This window comes from Microlunatus sp. GCM10028923 (assembly GCF_042666975.1).
GTDB lineage: Bacteria > Actinomycetota > Actinomycetes > Propionibacteriales > Propionibacteriaceae > Microlunatus.
Map to the genome: position 1 here is coordinate 263,462 of NZ_JBHTFF010000010.1, position 17,995 is coordinate 281,456.

The window sequence follows — 17,995 nt, forward strand, 5'->3', positions numbered from 1 at the left end:
ATGACACCGCTCGATCTGACGATCTTCGGCACCGCTCCGTGGTGGGTGGTGCTGCTCAAGGCCGTCTTCGCGTTCGTGGTCCTGCTGGTGATGACGCTGTTCACGATCGTGTACGAGCGCAAGGTCGTCGGCAAGATGCAGCACCGGCACGGCCCGACCATGAACGGCCCGTTCGGCAGCCTGCAGTCGCTCGCCGACGGCATGAAGCTGATGTTCAAGGAAGACCTGACGCCGAAGGCGGCGGACAAGCTGGTCTTCATGCTGGCGCCGTTCGTGATCGCCATCCCGGCGATCACCGCGTTCGCCGTGATCCCGATGGCCGGCCCGGTCCAGGTGCCCGGCACCGACATCGTGACGCCGCTGCAGGTCGCCGATCTTCCGGTGTCGGTGCTGTTCATCGTCGCGGTCGCCGCGGTCGGTGTGTACGGCATCGTGCTGGCCGGTTGGTCCTCCGGCTCGACGTACCCGCTGCTCGGTGGGCTGCGGTCGAGCGCGCAGGTGATCAGCTACGAGGTCGCGATGGGCCTGGCCCTGGTCGCGGTCTTCCTCTACTCGGGCTCGATGTCCACCTCGGAGATCGTCGCCGCGCAGGCGGTGCCGCGGACCGCGGTGATCTTCGGCGCGGAGCTCCCGATGCCGACCTGGTACGCGGTGGTCCTGATCCCGTCCTTCGCGATCTACCTGATCTCGATGGTCGGCGAGACGAACCGGGCGCCGTTCGACCTGCCGGAGGCCGAGGGCGAGCTGGTTGCCGGCTTCGCCACCGAGTACTCCTCGATGCGCTACGCGATGTTCTTCATGGCCGAGTACATGAACATGATCACGGTGTCGGCGCTCGCCACCACGCTGTTCCTGGGTGGTTACCGGGCACCGCTCCCGTTCAACCTCATCGCGCCCGGACCGGACGGGGTCGGCGCGTTCGACCAGGGCTGGTGGGGCCTGCTCTGGTTCTTCCTCAAGGTGTGCGCCTGCCTGTTCCTGTTCGTCTGGCTGCGCGGCACCCTGCCGCGGCTGCGGTACGACCAGTTCATGCACTTCGGCTGGAAGTTCCTGATCCCGATCTCGCTGGCCTGGATCGTCCTGGTCTCGGCCTTCCGGCTGGGCACCCGGGACGGCTGGTTCCCGCCGCAGGTGTTCTGGATCGCGGCCGGCGTCATCCTGGTCGCGCTGGTGGTGGTCCTGTTCATCGGGGACCGCGGCCAGGAGGAAGAGGCGCCGGTGTCGGACGAGCCGTTCGACGCGTTCGCCGGTGGTTATCCGGTGCCGCCGATGGGTGATCAGCGACTGCCCGAGCTGGCCGGCGTGATCACCCAAGACGATGATCATCATCAACCGAGACGGTCGGCCACGCCGACCACTGCATCCGATGGCGGCTCCGCCGCGGGGAGGGTTGAGTCCTGATGGGTCTGCTGGATCCGATCGCGGGCTTCGGTGTCACGTTCCGGACGATGTTCCGGAAGACGTTCACCGAGGAGTACCCGCTGGCGCCGCGGATCACCGCGCCGCGCTTTCACGGCCGGCACCAGCTGAACCGCTGGCCGGACGGACTGGAGAAGTGCGTCGGCTGTGAGCTGTGCGCCTGGGCCTGCCCGGCCGACGCGATCTACGTCGAGGGCGCCTCGAACACCGAGGAGGAACGGTTCTCCCCGGGTGAGCGGTACGGCCGCGTCTACCAGATCAACTACCTGCGCTGCATCCTGTGCGGACTCTGCATCGAGGCGTGCCCGACCCGGGCGCTGACCATGACCAACGAGTTCGAGCTGGCCGACGACAACCGCAAGGCCCTGATCTACGAGAAGCAGGACCTGCTGGCTCCGCTGCTGCCGGGAATGGAGCAGCCGCCGCACGAGCGTCGCCTGGGCGACGACGAGCAGGCGTACTTCCTCGGCCTGCCGGCCACCGGCAAGCCGGACGACCGGGCCGGTGACATCAGCGGCGCCAAGCCGAAGTTGATCAACCAGGGCATCCGCGGCTGGAAGCAGAAGAAGAAGGAAGCCAAGCAGGCCGAGCGCGAGGCCGAGCGGGAGGCGAACCGATGATCACTGTGGTTCCCCTGGTGACGGGGGCCGAGGTGGCCTTCTGGATGCTGGCACCGATCATGGTGCTCGGCGCGCTGGGCCTGGTGCTGGCGAAGCGGCCGGTCCACTCGGCGCTCTGCCTGGCCGTGGTGATGATCTCGCTGGCGATCCAGTACGCGGCGCTGGACGCCCCGTTCCTGTTCGCGGTGCAGATCATCGTCTACACCGGCGCCATCCTGATGCTGTTCCTCTTCGTGCTGATGCTGGTCGGCGTCGACGCCGCGGACTCGCTGGTCGAGACGATCAAGGGCCAGCGCGTGCTGGCCGGGATCGCCGGCCTCGGCTTCGCGATCCTGCTGATCGCCGCCATCGGCAACGCGATCGTCGGCACGCCGATGGGCCTGGAGCAGGCCAACACGACGCACGGCGGCAACGCCCAGGGCCTGGCCGCGCTGATCTTCAACGACTACGTGTTCGCCTTCGAGGCGACCGCCGCGCTGTTGATCACCGCCGCGGTCGGCGCGATGGTACTGGCGCACCGGGAGCGGCTCAAGGAGAAGAAGACGCAGCGCGACCTGGCCGGCGAGCGGATGCGCCGCTACGCCGAGACCGGCGAGCACCCCGGCCCGCTGCCGACCCCGGGCGTCTTCGCCCGGCACAACGCGGTGCACGTGCCGGCCCTGCTGCCGGACGGCTCCGTCGCGGAGAAGTCGGTGTCGCAGACCCTCAAGGCCCGCGGTACGGTGCTCGACGCGCGGGACCTGACCGGGCCGATCACCGAGTCGCTGAAGCAGGTCGCGGGAGACAAGTCCGACATCTACAAGCCGCCGCCGACCCCGGCGATCGAGTCGCTCCCCGAGCTTGCCGAAGGGCAAGGCACGGACGACGCCGCTACCGGCACCGAGGAAGAGGAGGGGAAGTAAATGGACCCGAACCTCTACATCATCCTGTCGGCGCTGCTGTTCACGATCGGCGCCGTCGGCTTCATGGTGCGGCGGAACGCGATCGTGGCGTTCATGTGCGTCGAGTTGATGTTGAACGCGACGAACCTGGCGCTGGTCACGTTCTCCCGCCAGTACGGGGCGCTGGACGGCCAGATCGCCGCCTTCTTCGTGATGGTCGTCGCCGCCGCCGAGGTCGTGGTCGGCCTGGCGATCATCGTGACGATCTTCCGGACCCGACGCTCGGCCTCGGTCGACGACGCCAACCTGCTGAAATTCTGACAAGGGCTAGGACGACATGATCTTGCTCGAAGTGCCAACGCCGGTCCCGGCCGAGGGCGTCTTCGGCCTCGCCTGGCTGCTGATCGCGGTGCCGCTGGTGAGCGCCGCGATCCTGCTGCTGGTCGGCCGGCTCGGCGACGCCTGGGGCCATTTCCTCGGCACGTTGGCGCCGATCTTCTCCTTCGCCCTCGGCCTGACGCTGTTCGTCCAGCTGCTCGGCCGGGAGGAGGCGGAACGGTCCGTCGGCCTGCCGCTGTGGGACTGGATCCCGACCGGTTCGTGGAACATCGGCGTCGGCCTGCAGATCGATCAGCTGTCGATCCTGTTCACGCTGTTGATCACCGGCGTCGGCAGCCTGATCCACATCTACTCGATCGGCTACATGGCGCACGACGAGCGCCGGCGCCGCTTCTTCGCCTTCCTCAACCTGTTCATCGCGGCGATGCTGCTGCTGGTGCTCGCCGACAACTACCTGGTGCTGTTCGTCGGCTGGGAGGGTGTCGGCCTCGCCTCGTACCTGCTGATCGGGTTCTGGCAGCACAAGTCGAGCGCAGCGGTCGCGGCCAAGAAGGCCTTCGTGGTGAACCGGGTCGGTGACCTCGGCATGTCGATCGCGATCATGCTGATGCTGTTCACCTTCGGCTCCTCGGCCTTCGTCGACGTCAACCACGGTGCCGCCTCGCTGACCCCGTGGGTGGCCACCGCGCTCGGCTGCCTGCTGCTGCTCGGCGCCTGCGGCAAGTCGGCCCAGGTTCCGCTGCAGTCCTGGTTGCTGGACGCGATGGAGGGCCCGACCCCGGTGTCGGCGCTGATCCACGCCGCGACCATGGTCACCGCCGGTGTCTACCTGGTGGTCCGGTCGCACGCGATCTTCGCCCAGTCGGAGGCGGCCAGCACGGCCGTCGTGATCGTCGGTACGGTCACGCTGCTGGCCGGGGCCTGGATCGGTTGCGCCAAGGACGACATCAAGAAGGCACTGGCCGGATCGACGATGTCCCAGATCGGCTACATGATGCTGGCCGCGGGCATCGGCCCGGCCGGCTACGCGTTCGCGATCTTCCACCTGATCACGCACGGCTTCTTCAAGGCCAACATGTTCCTCGGCGCCGGTTCCGTGATGCACGGGATGAACGACGACGTGAACATGCGCAACTACGGGGCCCTGGGCCGCGCGATGCCGATCACCTTCGTCACCTTCGCCGCCGGCTACCTGGCGATCATCGGCTTCCCGTTCCTGTCCGGGTTCTACTCCAAGGACCACATCATCGAGGCCGCCTTCGAGCACAACCAGATCATCGGTGTGCTGGCCATGGTGGGCGCCGGCGTGACCGCGTTCTACATGACCCGGCTGATGCTGATGACCTTCCTCGGCAAGAAGCGCTGGGAGAAGGGCGTGCACCCGCACGAGTCGCCGCTGGCGATGACGATCCCGTTGATCATCCTCGGCCTCGGCTCGGTGGTCGGCGGCCTGGCCCTGAACAACTGGATCAACGGCTGGCTCGACCCGGCGGTGGGCGTCTCGCACGGCGACCACCACCCGAGCCTGGTGCACTTCTCGCCGGTCGGACTGATCACGCTCGCCGTGGTCGCCATCGGCGTGGTGATCGCGTTCCTGCTGTTCGGCCCGCGCAAGGACATCCCGAAGGTGGCGCCGGCCTCGCGGTCGCCGTTCACCCTGGCGGCCCGGAACGATCTCTACGGCGACGCCTTCAACGAGGCGGTGTTCATGCGGCCCGGCCAGAAGCTCAGCGAGGGCGTGGCCGCCACCGACCGCGGCGGGGTCGACGGAGTGGTGCACGGGGTGGCCGGGATGATCGGCGGCTTCGGCGCTCGGCTCCGGCTGCTGCAGAACGGTTTCGTCCGGACCTACGCGTTGACCATGACCGCCGGTGCGGCCGTGGTCGGACTGGTCCTCGTGCTCGGTCGGCTGGGCTGAGAGAGGCATAGATGATGTTTCCCTTCCTGACCACGCTCGCGGTGCTGCCGCTGATCGGCGCCGTCGCGCTGATCTTCATCAAGGGCACCGCAGCCAAGCAGGTCGCGCTCGCGGTCTCGGTGCTGACCTTGATCATCGGCATCGTCGTCGCGACCCGGTTCAACCCGGCCGGCGGCATGCAGTTCGTCGAGCAGGTGCCGTGGATCCGGGCGCTGGGCGTGCACTACTCGCTCGGCCTGGACGGCATCGGGCTGACCCTGGTGCTGCTGGTCGCGGTCGTCACCCCGGTGGTGATCCTGGCCGCCTGGAACGACGCCGACCCGATCCCTGGTGCGGACGCGGCCGTGCAGCCGAAGTACGACGCCCGGGTGTTCTTCGCCCTGGTGCTGGTCGTCGAGGGCGTCTCGCTGCTGCTGTTCACGGCGACCGACGTGTTCCTCTTCTACATCTTCTTCGAGATCATCCTGATCCCGATGTACTTCATGATCGGCGGCTTCGGCGGCGCCAAGCGCGCCCAGGCAGCCACCAAGTTCCTGATCTACGGCCTGCTCGGCGGCTTCGTCATGCTGGCCGCGGTGATCGGGCTGTGGGTGGTCTCCGCGCAGAACGGTGCGCCGAGCTACCTGCTGTCCGACCTGCGTAACCTGCCGATCGACGAGAACACGGCGCGGCTGCTCTTCTGCGGCTTCATGTTCGCCTTCGCGATCAAGGCGCCGATGGTCCCGTTCCACACCTGGCTGCCGGACGCGGCCGAGGAGTCGACGCCGGGCGGCGCCACCATGATGGTCGGCGTGATGGACAAGCTGGGCACCTTCGGCATGATCAGGTTCTGCCTGGAGCTGTTCCCGGAGGCGAGCCGCTGGGCCACCCCGGTGGTGCTGGTGCTGGCCGTGCTGTCGATCGTGTACGGCGCGGTGATGGCCGTGGTGTCGAAGAACCTGATGCGGTTCATCTCGTACACCTCGATCAGCCACTTCGGCTTCATCGTGCTCGGCATCTTCGCGTTCACCACCCAGAGCATGGTCGGCTCGACCCTCTACATGCTGAACCACGGGCTGAGCACGGCGGCGCTGTTCCTGGTCGCCGGCTACTTGATCAAGCGCCGCGGGTCGGCGCAGATCGCGGACTTCGGCGGCGTGCAGAAGGTGGCGCCGGTGCTGGCCGCGCTGTTCCTGTTCGGCTCGCTGGCGACGGTGTCGCTGCCGGGGCTGTCCAGCTTCATCTCCGAGTTCATGGTGCTGGCCGGCACCTTCGGCCGGCATCCGGTGTTCGCGATCATCGCGACGCTCGGCATCGTGCTGGCCGCGGTCTACATGCTGCTGGCGTACCAGCGGACGATGACCGGCCCGATCTCCGACGAGGTGTCCGAGAAGATGTCCGACATCGGGATCCGGGAGCGTCTCGCCCTGGCCCCGGTGGTGTTGTTGATCTTGGCGATCGGGTTCTTCCCGAAGCCGCTGCTGGACGCCATCGAGCCGGCGGTGGCGGCCACCATGAGCCAGGCCGGAATGACTGATCCGAAACCGATGATCAGCGCGGAGGGAGAACGGTGATGATCGCCATCCTGCAGATCGATCCGCCGGCGATCGACTACGGGCTGATCATGCCCCTGCTGCTGGTCTTCGTCGGCGGCTGCATCGGCGTCCTGGTGGAGGCCCTGGTGCCGCGGGCGTACCGGCTGTCGGCGCAGCTGATCGTCAGCTTCGCGCTGATCGCCGCCGCGCTGTTCATGACGCTGCGCAACGTCGGCGTGATCGGCGCCGGCATCACGGCCGGCACCTCGGTCGTGGTCGACGGCCCGGTCTACTTCATCTGGGGCCTGCTGTTGATCTTCGGCGCGGTCTCGTTCCTCACCTTCGCCGAGCGCAAGGTGGAGAACGGTGCCAGCGTGTTCGCCGCCCAGGCCGCGACGGTGCCCGGCACCGTGGCCGAGCGGGAGGCGATCGAGGCCAAGGTGGAGCACACCGAGGTCTTCCCGCTGGCCCTGTTCGCGCTGACCGGCATGATGCTGTTCCCGGCGTCGAACGACCTGATCACCATGTTCATCGCGCTGGAGATCCTGTCGCTGCCGCTCTACCTGCTCTGTGGCCTGGCCCGTCGGCGCCGGCTGCTCAGCCAGGAAGCGGCGCTGAAGTACTTCCTGCTCGGCGCCCTGTCCTCGGCCTTCTTCATCTACGGCGTCGCGATGCTGTACGGCTACGCGGGCTCGTTCGAGCTGGCCGCGATCGACGCGGCGCTGCGGTCCAGCCAGCAGGGCCCGGGGCTGCTGCTGGCCGGCATGGGGCTGCTCGGGGTCGGCCTGCTGTTCAAGTTCGGCGCGGTCCCGTTCCACTCCTGGACCCCCGACGTGTACGCCGGCGCACCGACCCCGGTCACCGGGTTCATGGCCGTCTGCACCAAGATCGCCGCCATCGGCGCCCTGCTCCGGGTCTTCTACGTCGCGCTCGGCGCGGACCGCTGGGACTGGCAGCCGCTGATGACCGTGATCGCGATCGCCACGATGGCCGTCGGCGCGATCCTCGCCATCGCCCAGACCGACATCAAGCGGATGCTGGCGTACTCCTCGATCGCGCACGCCGGCTTCCTGATGACCGCGTTCGTCGGCGCCTTCCAGGGCACCACGGGCGCCGGCGGCGGGCTGACCAGCGTCTCGTCGGTGATGTTCTACCTGGTCGCGTACGGTGCGGCGACGATCGGCGCGTTCGCCGTCGTCACCATGGTCCGCAACGCGGGCGGTGAGTCGACCGGGCTGGCCAGCTGGGCCGGCCTGGGCAAGCGGTCCCCGCTGACGGCGATCGTGTTCTCGATCTTCCTGCTCAGCTTCGCCGGGATCCCGCTGACCGGCGGCTTCATCGGCAAGTGGACGGTGTTCGCGGCGGCCTGGTCCGGCGGCGCGCACTGGCTGGTCGTCGCGGCCGTCGTGCTCAGCGTCATCGCCGCGTTCTTCTACGTCCGGGTGATCGTGCTGATGTTCTTCGCCGAGCCGGGCGAGGGCGCTCCGAGTGTGATCCGGCCGGGCTGGACGACACTGGTCGCGGTCGGCATCGGCGTGGTCGCTACTGTGGCTTTGGGAATCTTCCCCGGCCCGGTTCTGGACATCGCCCAGACCGCCGGCGAGTTCCTGCGCTACTCGGGTTAGCCCGCACCCCGTTCCAGGAGGAGGACCGTGACAGCAGAGCCGAGTGCCGACTTTGCGACCGCGGTCGAAGATCGGCTGACCGAGATCGAGGCGTCGCTGCTGCGTGCCGCCGAGGCCGACACCGCTTTGGTCACCGAGGCCGCGCAGCACGTGATCGCGGCCGGCGGCAAGCGGTTCCGGCCGATGCTCGTCGTGCTGGCGTCGTCGTTCGGGCCGCGGCACGATCCGGAAGCCGTCGTGAAGGCGGCCAGCGTGGTCGAGCTGACCCACGTCGCGAGCCTCTACCACGACGACGTCATGGACGAGGCCGTGCTGCGGCGGGGCTCGCCCAGCGCCAACGACCGGTGGGGCAACACGGTCGCGATCCTGGTCGGCGACTACCTGTTCGCCCGGGCCTCCGACCTGGTGGCCGAGCTGGGTCCCGAGTACGTCAGCCTGCAGGCCCAGACCTTCGCCCGGCTGGTGCAGGGCCAGATCGCCGAGACGGTCGGCCCGTCCGACGGCGACGATCCGCTGCAGCACTACCTGGACGTGCTGGCCGGCAAGACCGGCGCCCTGATCGCCACCTCGGCGCTGTTCGGCGCGATGGTCGCCGACGCGGACCCGGACGTCCAGCGGCGGCTGGCCCGGTTCGGCGAGGAGATCGGCCTGGTCTTCCAGCTCAGCGACGACATCATCGACATCACCAGCGACGACACCGGCAAGACGCCCGGCACCGACCTGCGCGAAGGCATCCCGACCCTGCCGACCCTGCTGCTGCGCGGGTACGACGCACCGGCCGATCGTGATCTTCGGAGCCGGCTGGACGGCGACCTGCACGACGACGCCGCGCTGGCCGCGGTGCTGGCGGAGCTGCGGACCCACCCGGTGATCGACGAGGCCCGGGCCCAGGTCGGCAAGCGCGCCGAAGCCGCCCGGGCCCTGCTCGATCCCCTCCCGACCGGCCCCGCCAAGGACGCCCTGGTCGAGCTCTGCGACACCGTCGTCACCCGAACCGCCTGACTCACGTTCCCCGGTCAGCGCACCTTCGCGAGGCCGTGGTCGATCAGGCTGCGGCCGGTGTCGGCGAGGGTCTCGCGCACCGGCCGGGCGCTCCAGCCGAGTTCGTCGCGGGCCTTGTCCGAGCTGACCCGTTCCGGGCTGCCGACGAAGTTCAGGGCCAGCCGGACCTCGGGGTCGAACCGGCCGGCCAGCCAGAGCATCCAGTACGGCATCCGCCGCCGGGGGACCCGAAAACCGAGCGGCCCGAACTCGTCCGCAAGGACCTCTGCCATGTCCGCCAGCCACAGGTTGGCGCCGGCGCAGATGTAGCGCTGTCCGGCAGCGCCCGGCGTCTCCATCGCCAGCCGGTGGGCGATCGCGACGTCGCGGACGTCGACGGTGGCGAACCCGAGAGCGGGTACGGCAGGCACCTCCCGGTTCAGCAGCCGGCGGACCAGTGTCAACGAGGTCCCGGCAGCGGCGTGGTGCAGCGGACCGAGCACCAGCCCCGGATTGATCGCGACCACCTCGAGCTCGGGATGATCATCGGCGAACCGCCAGGCGGCCTGCTCGGCCAGCGTCTTGCTCTTCGCGTACGCCGCGGAATGATCAAGATCGCTCCAGTCGGCCTCGGTCCGGGTGCGGACCTCCTCGCGCGGCCGGCCGGACGAGACCGCGGCGATCGACGATGTCATCACCACCCGTCGGGCGCCGGCGCGGCTGGCGGCCCCCAGCACCCGGAGCGTTCCGTCGACCGCCGGCCTGATCAGCTCCGCCTCGTCCCGCGGAGCCGTCGTCGGGAACGGTGAGGCGACGTGCAGCACGTGCTCGATGCCGGCCACGGCGGCATCCCAGCCGGCGTCGTCGGTCAGATCGGCTTCCACCAACTCGAGCCGGCCGTCATGGTCCGAGCCCAGCCGCTCCAGGTGCGCGACCCGCGACGGGTCCCGCAGCGAGCGGACGGTGGCGCGCACCCGATGTCCGCTGCGCAACGCATCTTCGATGACGTGACCGGCGATGAAGCCGGTCCCGCCCGTCACCAGCACGCTGGCCATGGAGCCTCCGGTTCGTGGTTCCAACTAAGCAGTGTTCAGATACTGAGCATCGTATAGATTGCCGTCATGCCGGTCAATGCTCAACCAGTTCCGGAGCAGTCGAACGGGGGAGGCCGCGCCGGTCGGCGCGACACCTATCACCACGGGTCGCTCCGATCCGAACTGATCGACGCGTGCGCCCGACTGGTCGAAACCGAGGGAGTCGGCGCCGTCAGTCTGCGCCGGGTCGCCCGGGAGGCCGGGGTCAGTCCAGGAGCGCCGTACCACCACTTCCCGGACCGGGCCGCCCTCCTGTCGGCGATCTGTGCGCAGGGCTTCGAGCTGCTCGCCGACCGGCTGACGGCCGCCACCAGCGATGCCGGGGAACCGCCCGATGCCGTCGCCCGGGCGGTCGCCGCCTACGTCGCGTTCGCCCGGGAACGACCCGGCCACTTCCAGCTGATGTTCCGTCCGGAGCTCTCCGAACCCGAGAAGCATCCGGCCGTTCGCGAGGCGGGCGACACGGCGCTGGCCGTACTCACCGATCTGGTCGACCAACTCGGTGTCGCCGATCCCCGCGCGCTCGCGATGGCGCTCTGGGCACTCAGTCACGGTCTCGCCGCCCTGTGCATCGACGGCCAACTCGCGCATCTCGCCGCGTCCTGGCAGGCCGACCCCGACGACCTGCTCGAACGGTCGGTCGGGCAGGCCCAGCCCTGGATCGCGGCCCTGTCCGGCTAGTCACCCGCCAAGGGTGCGAGGTCTCTCGGCCCGACAGCGACTCGTCGGTTCGCCTGACGCACCGCCCTGGACCGCCGGCCCGGTAGGGTCGCGATCGCGTCCCCGGGGGTCGGCGCAGCATCGGGAGCGAACCGGGAGAACCGAATGAATGCAGGCGATGCGGGAGCGGCACCGACGACTCGACGGACGGTGCGGGACCTGCTGATGAATCCGCGGTACGGAGTGCACCGGTTCGTCGCACTCTGTCTGGTCGTCGCGCTGATCGCCGGGATCATCTGGGCCGTGATCGCGAACCGCCAGGCCGCGATCGAGCGCCTGCCCGGCGTCGCCCGCGCCAACGGCACCACGCACGAGATCGAACTCGCGTCGGGGGCCACGGCGGACGAGGTCCTCGCGGTGCTGCAGGCGGCGCGCGACCGGGACGAGGGCTGGATCCTGGTGCTGGGATCCGCCCGCCTGGCGAGCCGCGCCAACGTCGGCGACCAGGCCACCGACGACGTGGCCGCGGTCAACCTGCTGCGCCGGCTGGGCGTCGTCCGGCTGACCGCTCCGGCCGTGATCACCGTCGACCCGTACGGCTCGTCCGCGGAGGCCGCCCTCGCCTCCTCGGCCCCGACGGTCCCGTTCGCCGCGGGCCTGGTCCGCGACCTCTCCGCCGGTTCACCGCTGGCCGCCGACCGGGTGATCATCTCCGGCGCCTCCGACGACGCGACCGTGACCCTGCAACGCGCCGCCTTCGCCCGCCCGGCCGAGACCGCCGCCATCCTCACCGACCTGGAACGCGTGGGCCTCATCCGCCGGGTCATGCTGGGCGACCTCGTCCAGGTGCAGTTGTCCGCCAGCGGCCCGACCCGCGCCGACCGCGCCTGCGCCCAGGCCCGGGAACGACTCGGTGATCGCCAAGCCGTGGAACTGACGGTGCGCTACTACGACCCCGCCGAGGGCAAGGACGAGAACGACTACGCCGTGACCCGCCCCTGCTGAACCCGCGCCCCGCCCTGGCCTGCCGCCCCGAACGGCGCGGCATTGTCGACAACCCGACGGCACGCGCGCCCGATCACGTGGGTTTGTCGACAACCGAACCACTTCCGCGCGCTGTCCACAGGCGGGAAAGGGTGCTCGGGGTTGTCCACAGAATTCGCCGCGGGGGTAGCGGGGCGGGGGAAAGGGCGTGATCGTGCTGGAGTGGAACTCCCCAGATTGCTGACCGTACGGAGTGCGAGACGGCACGGGCTGAGCGAGCGCCAGCTCTCCGGTCCGCGGTTTCGTCGATTGCTGCGCGGGGTCTACCTGAACGCGCCCGACGAGCCGACGTTGACCGAGCAGGCGGCTGCCGCGTTGCTGGTCATGCCCGCGGACGCGGTGATCATCGGCGTGACCGCGCTCTGGCTCCACGGGGTCGAGGTCGGCTCCGCGCAGCCGGTACGGGTGGCCACGGCCACCACCAGCCACACCACTCATGCGGGGATCCGACTCTCCCGGCTCGGGCGGTTGCCGGCGGCCCGCCGCCGGCTCGCCCTGCCGGTGGACGCCTGGCTGGCCGCCTGCGCCGAACTCGACCTGGTCGAGGCGACGGTCGCCGCCGACTGGCTGATCCGGCTCGGCGCGGTGACCGTCGACGCGTTACGCAGCAGAGCTGCCGGCGCGACGGGACCGGGCGGCAGGCTCGCCCGACGCGCGGCGGGACTGGCGCGCAGCGGCGCAGAATCGCCGCAGGAAACGCGGCTCCGGCTGCTCCTGGTGCTCGCGGGCCTGCCCGAGCCGACGTGCAATTCCATGATCGGCACGAAGACGGCACCGATCGGAAGGTTCGACCTGGTGCTGGACGAGTACCTGACCCTCATCGAGTACGACGGTGATCATCACCGCACCGACCCGATGCAGTGGAGCCGCGACATCGCGCGCCACGAGGCCGCGATCAAGGCCGGGTACGCCGTCATCCGGGTCACCAACGGCCGGCTGCAGCAACCCAGCGAGCTCGCCGCGACCGTCGACGAACAGCTCCGGGCCCGCGGCTACCGTGGCCGCGCCCCATCCTTCAACGCCACCTGGCGGAACCTCTTCGAACACCGCTGACTCCACTCCCGGAAACGGTGCGGTTGTCGACATTCCCACGCAGAATCGGCCGAGGCGCGTGGGGTTGTCGACATTCCGCCCGCTAGGCGCGTTCGACCAGGTGGGCGTGCAGGAAGTCTCGGTCGGGCTGGGACCAGGCGGACAGGACGTCGTCGGCTCGGGTGGCCAGGGCGACGGCGGCGGGTTCCGGGCTGGCGGCGAGGCGGGTGCGCAGGTCGGGCAGGGCGGCGAGTCGGTCGGCGATCCAGGCCAGTTCGTCGGGGCCGGTCGAGCCCTCGCCGAGTCGGTGGTGCAGCATCCGCGGGTCGGCGGCCGGGCCGGCGCTGAAGTACGACTTCGAGCGGAAGTACAGCCGGTGCAGGGTGAGCAGGTCCTCGATGTCGCTCGGCCGGGCGGCCGGGCCGAGCAGGCTGGGGCCGAGGCCGGCGGTGAAGTCGTCCAGGGAGAGCTCGGGGTCGGCGAGGAAGGCGCGGACGGCGTGCCGGTTCACGGCGACCAGCGGATCCTCGTACGGGTTGTCGTGCCGGGACAGGTGCTCGAAGCCGAACGGGCGCAGCGGCCGGCCGATCAGGTGCGGCTCGCGCATGTCGGCCTGCGGCGGCCGGTAGGTGAAGAACTCGAACGGCGGGAAGTAGCAGGAGATGCCCTGAGCGCTGACCAGCCGGCAGGACCGGCGGACCTGTTCCGGGTCGCCGACCATGATCGAATAGTCGGCGTAGTAGCTGTAGCTGGCCCGGTCGATCAGGCCGGGTTCGAGGTCGGCGCTGTGTGAGGTGAAGACCAGTTGCCAGCGCGGGTCGTACGGATGTGCCTGGCCGCGGTCGGACCGGAAGTAGTGCGGGTAGATGATCAGCTCGCCGTCCGGATGATCACTCCAGTAGTCCTCGGAGAGCTCCTTGATCAGGTCGTACTCGAGGCTGAAGTAGTCGCCGGTTCCATTGCCCAGCTTGAGATCGGAGGACTCGATCAGGATGCCATCGGCCTGCGGGTAGAAGTCCCGGTAGAGCTCCCGCACGTAGTCCAGCACCAGCCGCCGGGACTCCGACAGGGCCGGGTTGAGGGCGTACCCCCAGCAGTGGATGCCCTGCGACTCGAGGTAGTTGCCGTCCGCGCCGATCGCCCGCAGTCGTGGCTGTTCCAGCGGGAACTGGTTGATCCCGTCGTAGTCGTACGGGACGAAGCCGAGCAGCGTCTTGATCCCGAGCGTGTGCCCGTAGTCGATCAGGTCGCCGAGGAAGTCCTGCTCGATGTTGCGATGCTCCCGGTTGTACTGCCAGGTGATCGGAAACAGCCGGGAGCGGAACGCACCGCCGGTCCAGAGCACGATCCGGGTCGCGCCGTCGGCGGCGTAACTGCGATAGATCGACTGCCAGGCGTCCAGTCCGAGGGTCGGCATCCGGCCGAAGGTCAGGTAGTACGCGAGATCGGTCATGACCACCTCCGATGCGCCACGCTAGCGAGCCCGGACCGGGGGCCGACCCGCTGCCTGCAACTCCCGTTAGACCAGTCGCCCATCGAGTTGCCGGAAGTACCTGGCGTCGTGACACCAGCGCGACGGTAAATCCCACCACGGCCGAGTCGGCGCGTGGTCTAGCGGTGATGACCGCGGTGTCTGGACGCGGGTCGGTCGGCGGAGGACCGTCGGATTGACCCGTGTTGGAGGTGGATCATGATCAACGACGAAATCGGCCGGCGCCGGTTGCTGCAACTCGGCGGCCTGGCCCTCGGTTCCGCGGCGATGTCCGCGTGCGGTGCTCCGGCCAGGGATCCCGGCGGCGCGATCGCCTTCCAGGGTTGGGATTACGAGCCGCAGGCGGTGGAGGACAACCTGGCCCGGTTCAAGGAACAGTCCGGCATCGAGGTCGGCTTCACCTCGATCACCGGCTCGCAGTACGTGCAGAAGACGGTGGCCGAGTTCACCGCCGGTTCGGAGCCGGACGCGCTCTACGTGTACGACGACTCGATGGCCGGCTGGGCGGACGCCGGCTACCTGCAGCCGATCGACGGGCTGCCCGGCGTGGACGAGGTGTACCAGGCGATCTTCCCCGGCAACGCCGACGCGATGACCCACGACGGCAAGCGCTACTGCCTGCCGTACTACACCGACTGTTCGGCCCTGCTCTACAACGCCGAGCTGCTCGAGAAGGCCGGCCTGTCCGGGCCGCCGAAGTCGCTGGAGGAGTTGACCGACCAGGCGATCACGCTCCGGGAGCGCGGCATCCTCAAGTATTCGATCGGCTTCGCCGCGCAGCTGAGCGACTCCTACTGGGGCTGGTTCTGGGCGCTGCTGTACGGCAGTGGCGGGACCATGTTCGATGATCAACTCCAGCCGATCATGGACAGCAGCGACCCGGTGCCGAAGGGGTTGCTGAGCTGGCTGGACGACGCGGTCCGGGTCTCCAAGATCATCGATCCGGCGTCGGTGCAGATGGGGCCGACGCCGGTGGACGAGGCGCTGTCGTCCGGCCAGTACGCCTTCACCTTCGCCTCGCGCTACGGCGCCCGGGCGTACAACGATCCGAAGAAGTCCAAGATCGCCGGCAAGATGAAGATGGCGCTGATCCCGGGCCTCGGCGGGCCGGGGCAGGGCAGCGTCCTGACCACCAGGATGTACGGGCTCAGCGCGAACACCGAACGCCGCGACGACGCGATCAAGCTGCTCACCTATCTCGGCGGCTTCGACGGCGAGGGGAAGCCGTACACGGCGAAGTTCTGGTTCCTCAACTACGGACTCGGCTTCGCCTTCGAGGAGCTGGCCAAGGACCCGGAGGTGATCGCCGAGCTGAAACGGTGGGGCGATCCGGACGTCTATGCCGAGCTGTCCGCAACCGCGAAGTCCCGGTCGGTGGTTGCCAAGCCGTGGTACTCGGAGTTCGAAACCGAACTGCAGAAGGGGATCCAGCGGATCCTCACCGTCCAGGACGACCCGGCGTCGGTGGTGGCAGCACTCGCCACGTCGGCCCGCGACCTGGAGAAGAAGTACGCGTGACCGCTCCCACCGCCCAGCGCGACCCGACCCGGCGCGAGCCACCTCCGCCCGGGCGCGCCGACGCCGACCCGCCCCGCCGCGGGCTCGGCGACACCGCCCGGGCCTGGCTGCTGAACGCGCCGGCCCTGGCCGTGATCGCCCTGATCATCGGGTTCCCGATCGGCTACTCGTTCTGGCTCAGCCTGCAGCGGAACAACCTCAAGCAGCCGGCCAAGCGTGGCTTCATCGGTGCCGACAACTACCTGTCGCTGATCACCGACCAGACCTTCCTCAACTCGCTCGGCATCACGTCGCTGTTCACCGTGGTCGTGGTGGTGATCACGACCGTGCTGTCGTTGATCTTGGCCCTGGTGCTCAACGAGACGTTCCTCGGCCGCGGCGTGCTGCGCAGCCTGATCCTGCTGCCGTGGGCGATCCCGGGCGTGGTCGGCGGCCTGATGTGGCGGTGGATCTTCGACGCGAAGGTCGGAGCGCTGAACGGGCTGCTGGTCGGCCTCGGCGTGATCGACGAGTACCAGCCGTTCCTGGCCACCTCGACCTCGGCCTTCCTGGTCATCGTGGCGGCCGAGGTCTGGGGGATGCTGCCGTTCGCGTCGATGATCCTGCTGGCCGGGCTGACGGCGATCCCGTCCGAGATGTACGACGCCGCCCGGGTGGACCGGGCCGGCGCGCTGCAGCGGTTCTGGCAGGTCACGCTGCCGTGGCTGCTGCATCCGCTGCTGATGGTGTTGATCTTGCAGACGATGGGCGCGTTCCGGGCGTTCGACATCGTCTATCTGCTCACCGGCGGCGGCCCGGGCGAGTCGACGAACGTGATCTCGTTGCAGGCGATCCGGACGTCGCTGTCGTACACGGACCTCGGGCTGGGCAGCGCCTACGCGTACGTGATCATGGGGATCACCCTGGTGATCTCGATCGTCTACGTGGTGGTCCTGCACAAGCGGGGGAGCTTCGAGGTATGAGCGAACTCGTCGAAGCGCCGGTCCCGCTGCGCTACCGGATCCCCTGGCGGAAGATCGTCGTCTACCTGCTGGCGATCATGTTCGCGATCTTCTTCGTGGCGCCGTTCTACTGGATCGTCGCGACCAGCTTCATGCAGGAGGCGGACGCGGTGTCGGTGCCGCCGCAGTGGATCCCGCTGCGGCCCACGTTGGACAACTACCTGCGCTTCCTCAACCCGGACCAGGCGGAGTTCGCGTCCCGGGCCGCGCAGAACCTGCCCCGGGCGATGGCGAACAGTGCGATCGTGGCCACCCTGACCGCCCTCTGCAACCTGCTGCTGGGCGTGCTCGCCGCGTACACCTTCGCACGGATCCCGTTCCGCGGCAGTCGGGCGTTGCTGATGGTCTACCTGGCGACCCGGATGGTGCCGGGCGTGACGATCATCGTGCCGTTCTATCTGCTGATGCGGGCGCTGCAGCTGCTCGACACGTACCAGGCGTTGATCTTGTCCTACACGACGTTCGCGCTGCCGTTCACGATCTGGATCCTGAAGGACTACTTCCGCACCATCCCGCGCGAACTGGAGGACGCGGCCCGGGTCGACCGGTGCACCTGGCCGCAGATGATGCGTACGGTCTTCCTGCCGATCGCCGCACCGGGGCTGGTCACGGTGACGATCTTCTCCTTCCTGTCGGCCTGGAACGAGTTCATGTTCGCGCTCTTCCTGACCAGCTCGATCGAGACCCAGACGATGCCGATCGTGGTCGCCAACTTCGCCACCGACATCAACGTCCAATACACGGTGATGGCCGCCGCCGGCGTGCTCGCCGTGATCCCGCCGCTGGTGATCGTCATGGTCTTCCAGCGGCTCATCGTCCGCGGCCTGGCCGCGGGCTCGGTCAAGGGGTAAGGAGAG

General features: G+C 69.0%; 16 protein-coding genes. 14 read left to right on the forward strand and 2 right to left on the reverse strand.

Going from position 1 to position 17,995, the window contains the following annotated elements:
- From nuoH to ACFQU4_RS24320, 8 genes are read left to right on the forward strand one after another with little or no spacing between them, the layout of a single operon-like run.
- Positions 1–1,401: an NADH-quinone oxidoreductase subunit NuoH gene (gene nuoH, locus ACFQU4_RS24285; RefSeq protein ID WP_377496884.1), complete on the forward strand. Its 1,401-nt coding sequence runs from the start codon at positions 1–3 to the stop codon at positions 1,399–1,401.
- Positions 1,401–2,039, forward strand: coding sequence for an NADH-quinone oxidoreductase subunit NuoI (gene nuoI / locus ACFQU4_RS24290; protein ID WP_377496887.1), 639 nt, complete (start codon positions 1,401–1,403; stop codon positions 2,037–2,039). The genes nuoH and nuoI overlap by 1 nt, the downstream gene beginning before the upstream one ends.
- Positions 2,036–2,941 (forward strand): NADH-quinone oxidoreductase subunit J, encoded by a 906-nt coding sequence (locus tag ACFQU4_RS24295; protein ID WP_377496889.1) that lies wholly within the window; start codon positions 2,036–2,038, stop codon positions 2,939–2,941. The genes nuoI and ACFQU4_RS24295 overlap by 4 nt, the downstream gene beginning before the upstream one ends.
- Positions 2,942–3,241: an NADH-quinone oxidoreductase subunit NuoK gene (nuoK, locus tag ACFQU4_RS24300; protein WP_377496891.1), complete on the forward strand. Its 300-nt coding sequence runs from the start codon at positions 2,942–2,944 to the stop codon at positions 3,239–3,241.
- Positions 3,242–3,257: 16 nt separating this feature from the next.
- The gene (gene nuoL / locus ACFQU4_RS24305) at positions 3,258–5,177 is read left to right on the forward strand and encodes an NADH-quinone oxidoreductase subunit L (protein ID WP_377496893.1); all 1,920 of its coding nucleotides are present in this window, start codon (positions 3,258–3,260) and stop codon (positions 5,175–5,177) included.
- An 11-nt stretch (positions 5,178–5,188) separates the two neighbouring features.
- A complete protein-coding gene (locus ACFQU4_RS24310) occupies positions 5,189–6,730 on the forward strand; it encodes an NADH-quinone oxidoreductase subunit M (protein ID WP_377496895.1) in 1,542 nt (513 codons plus the stop codon).
- Positions 6,730–8,316 carry an NADH-quinone oxidoreductase subunit NuoN gene (gene nuoN, locus ACFQU4_RS24315; RefSeq protein ID WP_377496897.1) on the forward strand — a complete coding sequence of 529 codons (1,587 nt, stop codon included), beginning with the start codon at positions 6,730–6,732 and terminating at the stop codon, positions 8,314–8,316. The genes ACFQU4_RS24310 and nuoN overlap by 1 nt, the downstream gene beginning before the upstream one ends.
- A 27-nt stretch (positions 8,317–8,343) precedes the next feature.
- Entirely contained in the window at positions 8,344–9,318 is a 975-nt protein-coding gene (locus ACFQU4_RS24320) for a polyprenyl synthetase family protein (RefSeq protein ID WP_377496899.1), read from the forward strand.
- A gap of 14 nt (positions 9,319–9,332) precedes the next feature.
- On the opposite strand, the gene ACFQU4_RS24325 is transcribed toward ACFQU4_RS24320, so the two are convergent.
- Positions 9,333–10,352 (reverse strand): SDR family oxidoreductase, encoded by a 1,020-nt coding sequence (locus tag ACFQU4_RS24325; RefSeq protein ID WP_377496901.1) that lies wholly within the window; start codon positions 10,350–10,352, stop codon positions 9,333–9,335.
- 66 nt (positions 10,353–10,418) lie between these two features.
- Between ACFQU4_RS24325 and ACFQU4_RS24330 the strand changes: the two genes are divergently transcribed.
- From ACFQU4_RS24330 to ACFQU4_RS24340, 3 genes are all read left to right on the forward strand, one after another.
- A complete protein-coding gene (locus ACFQU4_RS24330; RefSeq protein WP_377496903.1) occupies positions 10,419–11,072 on the forward strand; it encodes a TetR/AcrR family transcriptional regulator in 654 nt (217 codons plus the stop codon).
- Positions 11,073–11,216: 144 nt separating this feature from the next.
- Positions 11,217–12,056: a hypothetical protein gene (locus ACFQU4_RS24335; RefSeq protein WP_377496905.1), complete on the forward strand. Its 840-nt coding sequence runs from the start codon at positions 11,217–11,219 to the stop codon at positions 12,054–12,056.
- A 201-nt stretch (positions 12,057–12,257) separates the two neighbouring features.
- Complete coding sequence (locus ACFQU4_RS24340) at positions 12,258–13,148, forward strand: hypothetical protein (RefSeq protein WP_377496907.1); 891 nt, start codon at positions 12,258–12,260, stop codon at positions 13,146–13,148.
- An 82-nt stretch (positions 13,149–13,230) separates the two neighbouring features.
- Here ACFQU4_RS24340 and ACFQU4_RS24345 read toward each other — a convergent pair whose 3' ends face one another.
- Positions 13,231–14,580, reverse strand: a complete 1,350-nt coding sequence (locus tag ACFQU4_RS24345) for a hypothetical protein (RefSeq protein ID WP_377496909.1) — start codon at positions 14,578–14,580, stop codon at positions 13,231–13,233.
- Positions 14,581–14,817: 237 nt separating this feature from the next.
- Between ACFQU4_RS24345 and ACFQU4_RS24350 the strand changes: the two genes are divergently transcribed.
- From ACFQU4_RS24350 to ACFQU4_RS24360, 3 genes are read left to right on the forward strand one after another with little or no spacing between them, the layout of a single operon-like run.
- A complete protein-coding gene (locus ACFQU4_RS24350; RefSeq protein ID WP_377496911.1) occupies positions 14,818–16,137 on the forward strand; it encodes an extracellular solute-binding protein in 1,320 nt (439 codons plus the stop codon).
- The gene (locus ACFQU4_RS24355; protein ID WP_377496913.1) at positions 16,134–17,099 is read left to right on the forward strand and encodes a carbohydrate ABC transporter permease; all 966 of its coding nucleotides are present in this window, start codon (positions 16,134–16,136) and stop codon (positions 17,097–17,099) included. The genes ACFQU4_RS24350 and ACFQU4_RS24355 overlap by 4 nt, the downstream gene beginning before the upstream one ends.
- Positions 17,096–17,989 carry a carbohydrate ABC transporter permease gene (locus tag ACFQU4_RS24360; protein ID WP_377496915.1) on the forward strand — a complete coding sequence of 298 codons (894 nt, stop codon included), beginning with the start codon at positions 17,096–17,098 and terminating at the stop codon, positions 17,987–17,989. Before ACFQU4_RS24355 ends, ACFQU4_RS24360 begins: the two co-directional genes overlap by 4 nt.
- Positions 17,990–17,995 lie beyond the last annotated feature (6 nt).

What these genes read in the sequence shown, in the direction of transcription:
- nuoH (WP_377496884.1), top strand. Translation starts at nt 1, where the DNA reads ATGACACCGCTCGATCTGACGATCTTCGGCACCGCTCCGTGGTGGGTG.
- nuoI (WP_377496887.1), top strand. Translation starts at nt 1,401, where the DNA reads ATGGGTCTGCTGGATCCGATCGCGGGCTTCGGTGTCACGTTCCGGACG.
- ACFQU4_RS24295 (WP_377496889.1), top strand. Translation starts at nt 2,036, where the DNA reads ATGATCACTGTGGTTCCCCTGGTGACGGGGGCCGAGGTGGCCTTCTGG.
- nuoK (WP_377496891.1), top strand. Translation starts at nt 2,942, where the DNA reads ATGGACCCGAACCTCTACATCATCCTGTCGGCGCTGCTGTTCACGATC.
- nuoL (WP_377496893.1), top strand. Translation starts at nt 3,258, where the DNA reads ATGATCTTGCTCGAAGTGCCAACGCCGGTCCCGGCCGAGGGCGTCTTC.
- ACFQU4_RS24310 (WP_377496895.1), top strand. Translation starts at nt 5,189, where the DNA reads ATGATGTTTCCCTTCCTGACCACGCTCGCGGTGCTGCCGCTGATCGGC.
- nuoN (WP_377496897.1), top strand. Translation starts at nt 6,730, where the DNA reads ATGATCGCCATCCTGCAGATCGATCCGCCGGCGATCGACTACGGGCTG.
- ACFQU4_RS24325 (WP_377496901.1), bottom strand. Translation starts at nt 10,352, where the DNA reads ATGGCCAGCGTGCTGGTGACGGGCGGGACCGGCTTCATCGCCGGTCAC.
- ACFQU4_RS24330 (WP_377496903.1), top strand. Translation starts at nt 10,419, where the DNA reads ATGCCGGTCAATGCTCAACCAGTTCCGGAGCAGTCGAACGGGGGAGGC.
- ACFQU4_RS24335 (WP_377496905.1), top strand. Translation starts at nt 11,217, where the DNA reads ATGAATGCAGGCGATGCGGGAGCGGCACCGACGACTCGACGGACGGTG.
- ACFQU4_RS24345 (WP_377496909.1), bottom strand. Translation starts at nt 14,580, where the DNA reads ATGACCGATCTCGCGTACTACCTGACCTTCGGCCGGATGCCGACCCTC.
- ACFQU4_RS24350 (WP_377496911.1), top strand. Translation starts at nt 14,818, where the DNA reads ATGATCAACGACGAAATCGGCCGGCGCCGGTTGCTGCAACTCGGCGGC.
- ACFQU4_RS24360 (WP_377496915.1), top strand. Translation starts at nt 17,096, where the DNA reads ATGAGCGAACTCGTCGAAGCGCCGGTCCCGCTGCGCTACCGGATCCCC.